Annotated in this window: 6 protein-coding genes and 2 pseudogenes; all 8 read right to left on the reverse strand. The window is 47.5% G+C overall.

The window, feature by feature from the left end:
* Nucleotides 1-383 precede the first annotated feature (383 nt).
* Nucleotides 384-1796, reverse strand: a complete 1413-nt coding sequence (locus UYI_RS0107270; protein ID WP_016866018.1) for a CheR family methyltransferase — start codon at nt 1794-1796, stop codon at nt 384-386.
* Nucleotides 1797-1950: 154 nt separating this feature from the next.
* Nucleotides 1951-5307 (reverse strand): annotated as a pseudogene (locus UYI_RS40145) (ATP-binding protein).
* A gap of 74 nt (nt 5308-5381) precedes the next feature.
* On the reverse strand, nt 5382-5507 hold the full coding sequence (locus UYI_RS39565; RefSeq protein WP_016866021.1) for a hypothetical protein: 126 nt from the start codon (nt 5505-5507) through the stop codon (nt 5382-5384).
* Between the two features lie 90 nt (nt 5508-5597).
* Nucleotides 5598-7046 (reverse strand): GAF domain-containing protein, encoded by a 1449-nt coding sequence (locus UYI_RS37585; RefSeq protein WP_016866022.1) that lies wholly within the window; start codon nt 7044-7046, stop codon nt 5598-5600.
* Nucleotides 7047-7058: 12 nt separating this feature from the next.
* Nucleotides 7059-9620 carry an ATP-binding response regulator gene (locus tag UYI_RS32125; protein WP_157226306.1) on the reverse strand — a complete coding sequence of 854 codons (2562 nt, stop codon included), beginning with the start codon at nt 9618-9620 and terminating at the stop codon, nt 7059-7061.
* Nucleotides 9621-10028: 408 nt separating this feature from the next.
* A pseudogene (locus tag UYI_RS36170) lies at nt 10029-10394 on the reverse strand (helix-turn-helix domain-containing protein); the annotation flags it as partial.
* Between the two features lie 245 nt (nt 10395-10639).
* Entirely contained in the window at nt 10640-13159 is a 2520-nt protein-coding gene (locus UYI_RS0107305; RefSeq protein WP_016866027.1) for a tetratricopeptide repeat protein, read from the reverse strand.
* Between the two features lie 513 nt (nt 13160-13672).
* Nucleotides 13673-14134 (reverse strand): hypothetical protein, encoded by a 462-nt coding sequence (locus tag UYI_RS0107310; RefSeq protein WP_026085799.1) that lies wholly within the window; start codon nt 14132-14134, stop codon nt 13673-13675.
* Nucleotides 14135-14206: the final 72 nt, after the last annotated feature.

Below are 14206 nucleotides of genomic sequence, written 5' to 3' on the forward strand. Positions count from 1 at the left end.
TAGGGAGCGGGGATTAACTTAACAGCAAACCCATAATCCATCTGTTACCCTTCGGGAAGCCGCTTACGCGTCTACATCGCCTTGCACGGTGTACCTTACGGAAGCCGCTACGCGTCTACGTTTCATTCATCCCCTTGTTGTAGGCGCGATCGCCCCTGGGGTTCTGTCTTGAAAATAGCCAGTAGGGTGTGTTAGGCGCTTTAATATTCTCATTTTTCATAAAAAACATGATTGGAGCTACTAACGCACCATATTATCGGCAGTGCGTTAGCCTACGGCATAACACAACGGCAATAAAGCGGGAGGAACATCCACACCGATGACAGCCTCCCCTACTTAAGATTTACTTAAGATTTACTGCCTTCTGCCTCCTGCCCTCTGCCTTAATTATTATGAAAGCCTTGGCGAAGAAGTTGTATCTCCTGGTGTACAGTCTCTAGTTCCTTTTGAGTAGACTCTAGTTCTTGATAGGTAGTATTTAATGTATCTTTTGTTAACTGTAGTTCTTGGGTAAGGCTTGCCAGCTTAAAATTTGAGCTTTCAAGTTCATCCTTAATACCTGTGTAGCGGGTGACATCAATAAATGTGAGATTTGCAGCAATGAGAGTGTGGTTCGGATCTGATATTGGTGTAATGTGGATATCTAGACAATTTGTGCCGTAGTCAGATTTCCACTCTACATTTTTCAAGGTGAGGGGACGGCGATCGCGATGTAGCTGTCTCATCAAAGTCAAGAAATTCACAATTTGCCCAATCTCTAAATCTCGGACTGGCGCCTCTAAATGACTAGATTGCAAGTTAAACAGGATACTAGCCTGTTTATTAGTCATCATTAAACAGCCGTTGCGATCCACTACTAGCTGGGGAAATGGACTAGACTCAAAAGCAGTTTGCCAGATGCGGATCTGGGTAGCTAGAGGATCAAGCGCTTTCTTGTTGCGAGTCTGGGGGCGAATCAGCAAGTGATCGTCGATAGTAAGATTCTGTCCCTTAGCATAAATACGATGTTTCAAACTGACAGGGATAAAGACATGTTTGTTGCTGGTCATGCTTTCTGCGCTACCTAGAAACAGAAAGCCTTTATCAGTCAAAGCAAAATGAAAGCGCACCAAAACAGTTGCTTGGGTTTGGGCATTGAAGTAAATTAAGACGTTGCGGCACACGAGCAGGTCTATTTTGGACATGGGTGCATCAATGGCTAGATCATGGCGACCAAAAATGATTGTGGAACGCAGTTTTGAGAGAAAAACATAGCGCTGTTCGGTTTTCTCAAAGTATTTAGACAGTAGCTCATTCGCAATCCCTATGACCTCGTGTTCAGTATAACTAGCTTGCCGTGCTTGCTTGAGCGCATCTTCATCTACATCTGTGGCGAAAATTTGCACTCGCTGCAAATATTGCTCGATGCCCAAGCGCTCAACCAGTAGCATAACCAGTGTATAAACTTCCTGTCCATAAGCACAACCTGCACTCCAAACTCGGATTTTTTCTTGCGGCTGCTTGTTTGTAAGAATTTGAGGAATGATGTTGTTGGCTAAATATTCCCAGCAATCGCGATCGCGAAAAAAGCCAGAGAAGTTGATCAAGATGGTGTCAAGCAAGGAAGTGCATTCTTCGGGATGTCCCTGGAAATATTGCAAGTAGTTCGGATAGTTGTCAATTCTTAATTGCTGCATCCGGCGTTGGAACCGACGCATCAAAGAAGCACGCTTGTACAATGTCAGATCGTAACCACAGTTTTGCTTGAGGTAGTTCAATAAAGCTTCAAAATCTGGGTTATCATCTGATACACTCATGTTACATAGCTTCCTGTTAATAATTTTTAATAAAAATCTACTTTTATGCAAAGCTGTGTAGTTAGGAAATCCCAGTGGGATATTTGAAGAGTAGGCCTTGACATAGGGCACTCTTCATTTAAGATAAAAGCTTAATTATTTTTTTATATCCTCCTTAAAGATTAACGCTAATCAACGGCAAGTTGACAGTAAAAATTGCACCTTGTCCAACTCCAGAACTTTCGGCGATGATCGTGCCACCGTGGAGTTCTACAAAGTGACGAGCGATCGCCAGTCCCAGCCCGAGTCCGCCTTTTGAGTTTTCCGCTTGACGAAAAGTGTCAAAAACATGGGGTAGAAACTCGGCACTAATACCAACGCCATTGTCACTTACCACAATCTGGGCTTGATTTTCATTTACGTCAAGACGAACCTTAACTCTTCCTTCTTGAGGAGTAAATTTGACGGCCTTCGTAAGTAAATTTAAGAGAATTTGCTGCAAACGGTCTGGATCGCCTTGGACTGTTATTGGTAAGGGGTCAAGTCTACACTCTAGGCAAATGTCTTTGGTTGCTTGAGCTTGATATACTGTAGCGATCGCCCCCTCAATCACTCCTTGCAACTCGACTGGCTCTTGATTCAGGGTAATTTTACCCGCAGCGATCCGCGAGATATCGAGCAAATCTTGAACCAGTTTGGCTTGGAGAGTGGCATTGCGTTCAATCGTTTCCAGGGCTTTCATCAGCATAGCTGGATTAGGAGTGCTGCTACGGAGTAACCGCGTCCAACCGAGAATGGCGACTAGGGGGGTATTCAGTTCGTGAGAAACTGTTGATAGTATCTCATCTTTCCTGCGGCTAATTGTTCTTTCCTGGTGCAGTGCTTCTGAGCGGAGGTGTGCCATCTGAAGATGAGCTAAGACACGGGTGACAAGTTCGGTGCCAGAAAAGGGTTTAATCAGGTAATCATCAGCCCCAGCTTGGAGTCCTTCAATTACAGACTCTTCTCCAGCACGGGCAGAAAGCAGAATGATCGGCACTTCTTTTGTGCGCGCGTCGGCACGTAATGCTTTGAGTAATTCAAAGCCGTCTAATCCTGGCATCATCACATCAGAAAGAACCAGATCCGGTACTCTTTCATTAGCCGCCGCCAGTGCAGCAGCCCCATCCGCAACGGCTTCTACTTCAACGTGTTCGCTTAATATCCGCGTCAGGTAATCGCGCATATCGGCATTGTCATCGACAAGAAGAACATGGGCTTTTGAAGGCAGGAGGCAGGAGGCAGGAGGCAGAAGGTCTGATTCTGCTTCTGCCATCTGCCACGGCAGTTGCTTTATGCCGGGAAACCCTTTCGGCAGTCGCTCATGGGGGACTCACCGGCCCCCACGACCGACAGGGAGTGGGGATTGGGGGCTAGGGGCCCCCTTTGGGGTTGGGGGAGGGACCCCCCTTGGGGCGCGCTGCCTCACCACCGCACTGCCTCCTCTGCCCTCTGCCTTATCCGGCAACCACCGCTCTGCCTCCTGGACATAAGGTGCAGCACCTAATGCAGTTGATGTCAGGGTGCGTGTTGCTGTGCTATGATCGCCTACATCGAGTTGTAGGCGATCGCTTGGCAGGTGTGCTGTACCTAATGGAATTGTGACTGTAAAACAGCTTCCCTGCCCTACAGTGCTGGTTACGTCTACGGTTCCACCATGCAGTTTGATTAATTCCTGCACCAAAGCTAGACCAATTCCAGACCCTTCATGTGTTCTGGCTTTTGCTTTTCGCACTTGGTAAAATCGCTCAAACAAATGGGGCAGTTCTTCTGGCTCAATCCCTGCACCTGTATCTTCTACTTGTAGCGTTACATGATAGTCATCGCCCAGATGCAGCCTGACAGTGATTTCGCCAACAAAGGTGAACTTAAAGGCATTGGAAAGCAAATTGAGAACAATTTTCTCCCACATTTGGCGGTCTACGTATACAGGCTCAGCTAAAGGTGGGCAATCGACCACTAGGCGCAGCCCAGCCTGTTCAATGGCGGAACGAAATACTGAGGCTAATTCAGCCGTGAACATTGCCAAGTCGGTCGGTTCATAGACTGCTTCCATCCGTCCAGCTTCGATGCGCGAGAAGTCAAGTAGAGTATTAACCAGTTTTAGCAGCCTCATCGTGTTGCGATGTACGAGTTCCAACCGTTCGCGTTGTACACCAGGCAGGGGATTGACCGAATCGCTCAAGGCATCTTGCACCGGAGCCAGCAGGAGCGTCAGCGGTGTGCGGAATTCGTGGCTGACGTTGCTGAAGAAAAGCGTTTTGGCGCGATCGAGTTCTGCGAGAGATTCCGCTCGTTGGCGTGCTTCTTCGCGGGCGGCTTGTTCTTGAATCCGTTGAATTTCCGATTCATACAGAGCGGCTTCGGCACGGGCCCGTTCGAGACGTGGGAACGTGCGGTTCGAGACTTCAACGATTAAAGCGATTTCATCTGCCGTCCACTCGCGCACCTCGCGGTAGGTCACTGTCAGACAGCCTTGCCATTCGCCCCGCCGGTGATACGGAACGTTGATAATCGCGCGGACACCGAGAGCGGCGGTGGCTTGCGGGTCAGTGCGCTCGTCGCGTTGCGTGTCGCAGACGACCCAAGTTTCTCCGGCGCGCATCGTGCGGGCGAACTCTTCGGTCATATACTCGGCGAGGCGGAACGTTCCCAGGAGTTGCGGCACGTCCGCCGCGTTCCAGCTATATTTTATCGTTACCGATTCGCGCCCTTCGTCAACGTCGGCGAAGGTGAAGCCGTCGAGCCGCAGATGCGTTGCCAGCCGCTCACCGATGCTTTTCATAATTGCTTCTTCGGAAGCAAGGCGAGAAGAATCTTCGGCGATTTGGGCGAGAAGAGCAAGATTCGCTTCAGGGCGTTTGCGATCGCTGACATCCTGATAAACAGCGGCAACTCGCCTCTCGTTTGGCTCACCCACTTTAAACACGTAGAAGCTATACCAAGCATCAAGCGGCGCGGTGTAAAACTCCTGGCGTTCACCAATGCCCGTTTTCGCCACTCTGCCAAAGGTTTCAAACCAACGCGGTTCAAAGTTGGGGTCAATCTCCAAAGCTCGTCGTCCGACGAGTTCGGTTCCCGTCATCTGCACCGCTGCCGGATTTGCTTCTAAATAGAGGATGTCTATTGGGTGGTCATTCTCGTCAAAGATCGCGTCAACGAGAATGTAACCCTCGTCCATCGACTCAAACAGCGATCGATATTTTGCTTCTGATTGGCGCAACGCGGCTTCTGCCTGCCGCTGCTCAATTAAGTCGGCAGCCTGTCGTGCTAGCACATCGAGCAGACCTAACTCCCGTTCTGATGGCTGATGAGGTTCGCGCCAATGATTGGAAATCATGCCGACAACCCGACCACTGCGTGAGATCAGCGGGGTGGTCTGCACGGATCTAATTCCTGAAAGGCGAAATGCGTCGAGATCCCTGCTGCCAGTCAAAAACTCCCAGGTTTCTACATCGGGGATGATCGCCCGTTCACCCGTATTTAACGCCATGCCACAGGGGGTCTCTGAATCAACCCGCACCCACTCCCAAAATGCTGCCGATGCTGGGTCAAATCCTTTCCACGCTATAACTGTAGTTGGTTGCTGTCAGGATGCAGCATTTGCATACTCCCCATTTCTGAGCGCATGATGGCGATCGCTGCTTGCAAAATCTGCTCATACAGGGCATTAATATTTTCCTCCTCAAGCAACTGGCTGCTAATGAACTGTAACTGCTTCGCATCTGCCAGTTCTAACGCCAGTCTTGCCTCACTCTCGCGCAGGGCAGCTTGGGCTTGTCGCTACTCGATCAAGTCAGCGGCTTGGCGGGCGAGTAAATCGAGAAAGCGCAGTTCGCGATCGCTCGGTCGATGGTGTTTGCGCCAATGGGTGGAAACCATGCCGATCGCTTTACCCGAACGGGTAATCAGCGGTGTGGACTGAGCCGAGAGATAGCCCGCCTCAAGGTGCAGTCGCATAGAGCCATCTGGGTCTTCGCTCTGGGGCACATCAAAATCAACAAAGGTGCGATCGCCCGTTACCAATGCCCTACCGCAAGATGTGTTAGAACCCGCATTGACGCGGTGGAAATGCTGGATCATCTCTGGTGTTGAGCCTTGAGTGGCAAGCAGCACGAGATCCTGCGTCGCCTCATCGAGAATTTGGATCGATCCCGCATCTGCTCGTGTGAGGGCGATCGCCGTTGCTACAATCTCTTGATACAGCGTTTGAATGTCGTCTTCCGCCACCAGTCGGGCACCCAGTTCATGCAGCCGTTGCATATCTTCGAGATCGGCAGCAGCATCGGCTTCGGCTTGTCTGCGATCGATCAGGTCGGCAGCTTGTCGCGCCAGCACGTCGAGCAGCCGCAACTCGCGTTCTGATGGCTGATGAGGTTCGCGCCAATGATTAGAAATCATGCCCATCACGCGACCATCCCGCGAGATCAGCGGGGTAGACTGCATAGCTCTAATCCCCGAAAGGCGGCAAGCATCGAGATCCTCGGTGCCAGCCATAAAATCACAGGTTTCCACATCAGCAACAATGACCCGCTCACCTGTGTTGAACACCACGCCACAAGTGCTGCTCGAATCCACCCTCACCCATTCCCAAAATACTGCTGATGCGGGGTCAAATCCCTTCCATGCCAGTAGCCGCAACTCGTTTTGTTCGGGGTAGAACATTTGCATACTGCCCATATCCGAGAGCAAGATGGCGATCGCCGCATCAAGAATCTGTTCGTAAAGGGCGTTGATGTTTTCTGACTGAATCAACTGACTGCTGATGTGCTGTAACTGCTTTGTATCAGCCAGTTCTTGCGCCAGTTTCGCCTCCTTGTCGCGCAAGGCGGCTTCCGCTTGTTTGCGATCGGTAATGTCATAGGAGACAACCAGCACCGCATAAACTTCACCATTGGCAGACCGCAACGGCGTACCCCGTGAGATGTAGAAGCGATTGTGGGCTGCGTGTTCCACTTCAAACGGCTCACCCGCTAGTGCTTTACGGTACTGCACTTCATAAGTCGCGGCTAAACCGGGCGGTAATGCCTCAAAAATCGTTTTACCAACCCAATCTTCGGGTTTGAAACCCGCAGCAGCCAGCGCCTCCCCTTCAGCCAGCCGATAGCGCAAATCGGAGTCAACTACAAACGCGGCTCCCCCCGGCAGATTTTCAATCATCGCCCACAGGAGTGCATCTGCATTCTGTAATGGATCATTGATAGGGTGCTGATTATCTCTCTTGAGTTGCATAATTTACGCTTTCTATGCGAAGGCGTTTGAATCCAGTTTAGTTGCGTTTATTAATAGCAGCCGGATAGTAAAGGTTGCGCCTTGTCCTTCCCCTTCGCTTGCTACCTCAATTGTACCGTGGTGTAATTCGATCAGGTGACGGGCGATCGCCAACCCAATTCCTACTCCTCCCGGTGTATGGCGGCTGGGTACTTCCGCTTGCGTGAAGCGATCAAAAACATAGGGCAGAAAATCAGGACGGATGCCAATGCCTGTATCGCTGACGGTAATTTGCACACCAGCATCAAAGCATTCTAGCCCAATCGTGACTTGCTCTCCTGGGGGTGTGAATTTAATGGCATTGTCTAGCAAGTTAGCGATGACTTGTTTGAGGCGATCGCCATCAGCAAAAATATTACTTGATACACCATCCGATACCGTTTCGACCAGTTGAATACGTTTTGCCTGGGCTGCTTCACGGAATGTTGCCACCGAGTTCTGTACCAGAGCGACGAGATCAACAATCTCAGACTTTAGACGTAACTTAAGAGAAATAATCGCACAAACATCTAGCAAATCCTTAACTAATTTGGCTTCGATGGTGGCGTTGCGCTCGATCGCCGCTAATGCTCGTGCCGTTGTGTCTGGGTCAAAAGATTTGGTTTGTAGAAATCGTGTCCATCCCAGAATCGTCGCCAAGGGCGATTGCAGTTCATGAGTAATTGTCATGAGAAACTCATTCTTGAAGCGGTTCGCGGATAGCTCTTGACGTAGGCGTGACATTTGCAGTTGGGTTTCCACTCGTGCCATCAATTCACGAGCCGAGAAGGGTTTGATTAAGTAATCATCGGCTCCGGCTTGGAGTCCTTGGACTGTTGCCTCTTCGCCAGCCCGTGCTGACAGTAAAATAATTGGTATACTTCTAGTAACTGGGTCAGTCCGCAGTGTATTCAACAGTTGAAAGCCATCGACCTCTGGCATCATTACATCTGTCAGCACCAGGTCGGGAAGCTGTTGTTGAATCATGGCTAGGGCGATCGCGCCATTGGCAGCCGTCTCTACCTGCCAACGTTCATTCAACAGCCGCTTCAGGTAGTCGCGCATATCGGCATTATCATCAACCAGTAAAATTCGACTCGATGCGGTTGAGGGAACGTGTGGGTAAGTCGGTGCAAAGGTAATTTTTCTGACTGACTGATTTTTGACTTGTTGGACGCTCTCGCTCTCTGGAGTCAGCCACCGCAACGCTTCTTCCACATAGGGCGATGCAAGCGTTGCGGTTGAAGCTAGGGTGCGGGTTGCCCCAATTCGCTCGGCGGGTAGATGAGTGCAGCCGGTAGGAATGAACACGCGAAAGCAACTGCCTTCTCCTTCAACACTGCTAACCTGAACCGTTCCCCCATGCAGTTTCACCAATTCCTGTACTAGCGATAAGCCAATCCCCGATCCTTCAAATGTCCGTCCCAATTCTCCTTTGATCCGATAGAATCGTTCAAATAGATGGGGAATTTCTGCGGCTTTTATGCCAATGCCTGTGTCTTGTACCGCTAACTCAACAGAATTGCCAACGAGATGCAAACGAACCGTAATCACACCTTTCAACGTGAATTTGAAAGCGTTTGAGAGCAAATTGAGAACAATCTTTTCCCACATCTCGCGATCGACATACACTGGCTCTCTCAGGGGGGGACAATCCACCACCAAGCGCAAGTTTGCCTTCTCGATCGCGGAGCGAAAGACACTGGCTAACTCTGCTGTAAAGGTTGCCAAATCCGTCGGTTCATAAACGGCTGAGGCGCGATCGCTTTCAATCCGTGAGAAATCCAGGAGCGTATTTACCAGTTTTAGCAAACGCAAACCATTCCTGTGCATCACTTCAATGCGCTGCCGTTGATTGAGCGACAGCGGATCGGCTTGGTCGGTTAACGCATCTTCGGCAGGGCCTAACATCAAAGTCAGGGGTGTCCGAAATTCATGGCTGACGTTGTTAAAAAAAGTGGTTTTGGCGCGATCGAGTTCTGCCAGAGCTTCAGCCCTCGCAAGTTCTTGCTCATAGCTGCGAGCTGTGGCAATTGAACTTTCCACCTGCTGAGCCACCAGTTCCAGAAATGAGTGGTATTCGGCATTGAACTGGAGGCGGGGGCTGATTCCGGCAACCAGTAGACATTCCACAATTTCTTTGTTGCTGGACAGAATTGGGAGAATGAAGGCAGAATGGGGACTTTCTGGCCACGGTTCGACGGAGATATGACCGAAGCGATCGACCACATCGGTAATCAGCAAGGGTTCACGGCTCTGGAGAACGTCCACCAGCGACCAGCAACTTGATCGCTCGGTCAGATTAATCTCTTTTGGTGCAGCAGCACTGTCTGCACTCAGCCCACGGGCAGCCACCAGTTCTGCCAAGTTGCCTTCCTCATTGACCTGATAGAACAGGGCAAAGGGAATATCGTAGGGGTTGAGCGCATCCGCAGCAGCGAGGTAGGCAGACAAGCGCGTTTTTGCCCCACTGACTGCCGTGGCTAACTCTCGCAGCATGGTCAAGCGACGTTGACCAATCACTTGCTGGGTCGTCTCAGTCGAGGTACAAAGCATCCCACTAACCTTGCCCGTCTCATCCCAAATGGGGCTATAGCAGAGCGTGAAATAGGTCTCTTCCAGGCAGCCAAAGCGCGCGGGGTGAAAAAGCTGATCTGCCGCAAAGAAGGCTTCGCCCGTAGTCCTGACACTTTCAAACACCGGCTTAACCTGTTAGAAATTTGTTGAATAGATTACCGATAAAGAGAAAGTAAAATTAAATTCTACGGGTATTTTAGTGCCAAAAAGTAAAAATTTATATTTAATTTTATAAGTTTAATTGTTCATATATGACAATTCAAGCTAAACATTTTGACACTAGATTAAATCAATGGGTTCATACGGATGGTAATACAAATAATCCAGATTCGCTGTTAAAGGAAGAACTTAATAATACTCTACTAGAACATTTCTTTCCTGGGGTAAACTTTTCTTAAACAAGTCGTAATAGCTGGCTTTTGATTCATAGATTACATCATATTCAAACGCTAATTTATATTCGAGTTCACCAAGTTCCCAACATTCCTTTGTTTGTAACCAAGCTAATATTTCTTCTGTTTGTTGAGTAGTTAAGTAACTTTTCCTTCCCTTGTGGTTCAAACGCAGTCCCGAAATTCCATCTTTCTCATAGGCTTGTTTCGGTGCTTGTTATTGAACCAACCGAGACATCTAAAATCGTTTGAATTTCCTCATACTTATAGCCTTGATAATATCAGTTTCACTGCCAAAGCCTTCCTCACCTCGCACGAACAAAGGGCAATTAACTATAAATTCTTGTAGTTGTGCGATCGCTGCTTGTAGATGCTGATTTATCATTGTTCTTTCTTAGACAGATATATCCTCCGTATTATCTCGTAGTCTTTTTCCGAAATCAAATATGATTCCTATAGCGGTTTGTGATTAAGTTCAGTAGAGGAAAAACGAACACAGATGAACACTCATGGAACACAGATGTAGACGCCCGTAAGGGCGGCTACCTACGGAAGCCACTCCGTGTCTACGGTGCAGGGTACACCGATTCATCCTGCGAACTCGCATTAACCCAAACGACGAAAGATTAAAGTTAATCTTTTAACTAATGACCAGGGTAGAGAAAACAAGATTTGCCCACAACCTAGCCAACGTAGCCAAACAGAAATAGAAGTACTTTGGCGTTGCAGGATTGTCAAATTTTCTCGAATTCTTACTGTCCAAGGATGATTATCTCCTAACACCCGTTCACACATCACTAAGGCTTCCTGTAAGAGGGGTTTGGCTTCGACATATCGCCCTTGGGAACGGTAGAGTGAAGCTAAATTGTTCAAGCTAGTAGCTATGTCGGGATTGTCACCTTCATAGAGGTGCTTTCTCATTACTAGGGCTTCTTGGAAAAGGAGTTCGGCTTCCGCATATCGCCCTTGGCTATTGTAGAGTGAAGCTAAATTATTTAAGCTTTGTGCTAAGTCGGGATGATCGTGTTCATACAGCCGTTTTCTCATTGCCAGGGCTGCGATGTAGAGGGGTTCGGCTTCACTGTACCGCCCTTGGCTATTGTAGAGTAAAGCTAAGTTGTTTAAGCTTTGTGCAACGTCGGGATTGTCACCTCCATACAGCCGCTTTCTCATTGCCAAAGCTTGGGTGTAGAGAGATTCAGCTTCAGTGTACCGTCCTTGAATTTTGTAAATACTTGCTAAACTGTTCAAGCTTTGTGCTGTGTCAGGGTGGTCGTCTTCATATAGCCGCTTTCTCATTGCCAAAGCTTGGGTGTAGAGAGGTTCAGCTTCAGTATACCGCCCTTGAATTTTGTAAATACTTGCTAATCCGTTCAAGCTTTGTGCTAAGTCGGGATGATCACTTTCAGACAGCCGCTTTCTCATTGCCAAAGCTTGGGTGTAGAGAGGTTCGGCTTCGGTGTACCGCCTTTGGCTTTTGTAAAGCCTTGCTAATCCGTTCAAGCTTTGTGCTAAGTCGGGATGATCGCCTGCATACAGGCGGTTTCTCATTACCAAAGCTTCAATGTAGAGAGGTTCGGCTTTGGTATAACGCCTTTGGCTACGGTAGAGTTCCGCTAATCCGTGCAAGCTAGTAGCTAAGTCAGGATGGTCGTTAGTAAACAAAGCTTGACAAATTTTTAGACATTCCTCATACCAAGGTTCTGCTAATTTATATAATCTCTGTCCTTTGTAAAATTTTCCTATCCCTAGAAATATCCAAGTAAATTCATCTACCAAGGCGCAAGCAGATGTTTCCCTGATCTCTGCAATTAAACGCCTTCCCAGGTCTTGAAGCTGGGGACTGATATCTCTAAAGAATTTAATATCCTTAAGGGTGAGGGAATCAGGGATAGTTTTGGCAATGGCGATCGCATGATTTGCAAAAATTTTTTCTAGGACTAACTTAATTTCCCCAGACGCCGCTAACTCTTCCTGTAAGAACAAGTGCAATAAAGAATGAATTTCATAACATTTTTCTCTGTGTTTTACCTGTCGCAGCAAGTTGCGATCGCAAAGTTGTTTTTTGGCTTTGTTTAATTCATCTTCTGACCAACTTAGCTGTTTGTGTTGTTCCTGCTTTGCTGGTTCTCCATCTGTTGTTGTAATCCAAACTACCAAATCCCAAAGAACCAACCCGGGAGAAAATAAACTCAATAATTTTCCTAGTTGCTGTGCTAAGGGGTCAAGTTCTGACCAAGTTAAAGCAAAAGCGGTTTTGACTCCCCGTTGCGATGAACTGAGATTATCCTGTTGCTGGAGGGCTGCGTCTGCTAATTTCTGGTCTTGCAACCGCCGAAACATGATATTTAGAGATAGTTCCGGGTTTTGAACTAAATAACCCCCCACTAACTCTATCCCTAAAGGCAAATATCTTAGACATTCGCAGATTGCAACTGCGGCTTCTGGTTCATTGGCGATGCGTCTGTCTTGTTCTCCTAGCAGCTTTTGGAAAAGTTCTAATGCTTTTCCTGGTTCTTTTTGGGGTGAGAGAACATTTAAGGAAATCTCTTGAATAAAATGGGGGTCTAAATACCGTAGCTTTGTAGTCACGAGAACTCGGAAGCGCTTCTCGGTGGGGATAACTTCGCGGAGATTGGCTAGATCGGTAATGTTATCGAAAATAATTAGAATGGGCGAGGAAGATTCGGGATATTTAGACCAACACCAGGCGACTTGTTCATTGAGACTCAAGAGTCTTCTTCCTGATTCCTGAGGAATCTCCAAGCCAAACTGTAAGCGGAAGAATTGCAAAATTTCTGTGGCGAGATTAGTTTCCCTGGCGTTAAACCAAGCTATTCCCCCATACACATCTTCATATTGTCTGGCGTATTGAGTGACTAATTCGGTTTTACCGACGCCTTCCATCCCTACTACAGCAACATAATTTCCTTGCTGCAACTCTTGATGGACAATAGCCAGTTCCTGTTCTCGCCCCACAAAATGAACAGAACCGCGATCGGGGATAAATTTTGTGGGCAATAACCGCTTTTGCCCTAGATGAATCTGAGTTCCAATGTTAACTTGATCACCAGGGTGGGCAAAACCGCTAGTTTTGTCAGTGAAGTTCCTAAAGTCTTCAGCCATGTATAGAATTAACTGCCGTTAAAGTAAATTGACTGAGATTAAATAGTATCTATTGCCCCTGGTATCATAAAGATACCAACTTTTGGTGCTAATTTTTGCAGATTAAGTATGGTAAAGAATTTCAGTAGCTTATAATTCCTAGATCAAAACTAGAAAGTTCTGGCTAAAAACAGGAAATTTTTTACTTCAAACGAGAAATGTCACACTTAAAACAGGAAATTTTTTACTTCAAACAAGAAGCTTTTCACTTAAAACAGAAAATTTTTTATTTGAAATGAGAAGCGCCATGATTGAAACAGGAAACTTTTCACTTGAAATAAGAAATGCCACGTTCGCAGTATAGATGAGATGATTAACGAACACCGATGCACACAGATGAACACAGATGGGTTATCGGTGTGCATCTGTGTTCATCTGTGTTTGATTTTCAAAACAATCATTCACGCTGCTGTTTTGGCATAACCAAACATGAAAATTCTTACCCCTTCTGCCATCTGCCCTCTGCCTTCTGCCTTATGATTGCTGGACTTTGCGAGTTTTCCGGGCAAAGCGTTGTCCCAAATCATCTAAAGCCACATCTAAACCAGTACCTTTACCACTAGCTTTGGCATAGTTATATACTAATAACCCGGCTGCGTAGGCTTTACTACCAACTGCGACAAAGGTATCATCTAGCAATTCTTGCAGTTGGGTAATCGATAGCAAAATTGGATACAAAGCTTCAAATAGTTCGACATCGCGGCGCATTTCATCTAAATCAAATGATCGGGGCAAAAAATCGGGATTCTGGGCTGCGACTTCCAATGCTTTACTGACAAATGCGCGGCTTTTATCGCCTAGCTTTGGTAAAGATTTACGCTCTTCTGTTGTTAAATCAATCAAAAACGGTAACTTGGCTTTGATAGTTGCGATCGCCTGCATTACTGCTTCTCTATCTGTCTGGGAAATATTAGCACTGATGCGATTAGCTGTCATATATATTACTCCTTGGGAGACTAAATTCAGTGTTCCCAAAATGAGACAAGCGATCGCACTGGCTGGGTAAAA

The organism is Fischerella muscicola PCC 7414, assembly GCF_000317205.1.
Classification (GTDB): Bacteria; Cyanobacteriota; Cyanobacteriia; order Cyanobacteriales; family Nostocaceae; genus Fischerella; species Fischerella muscicola.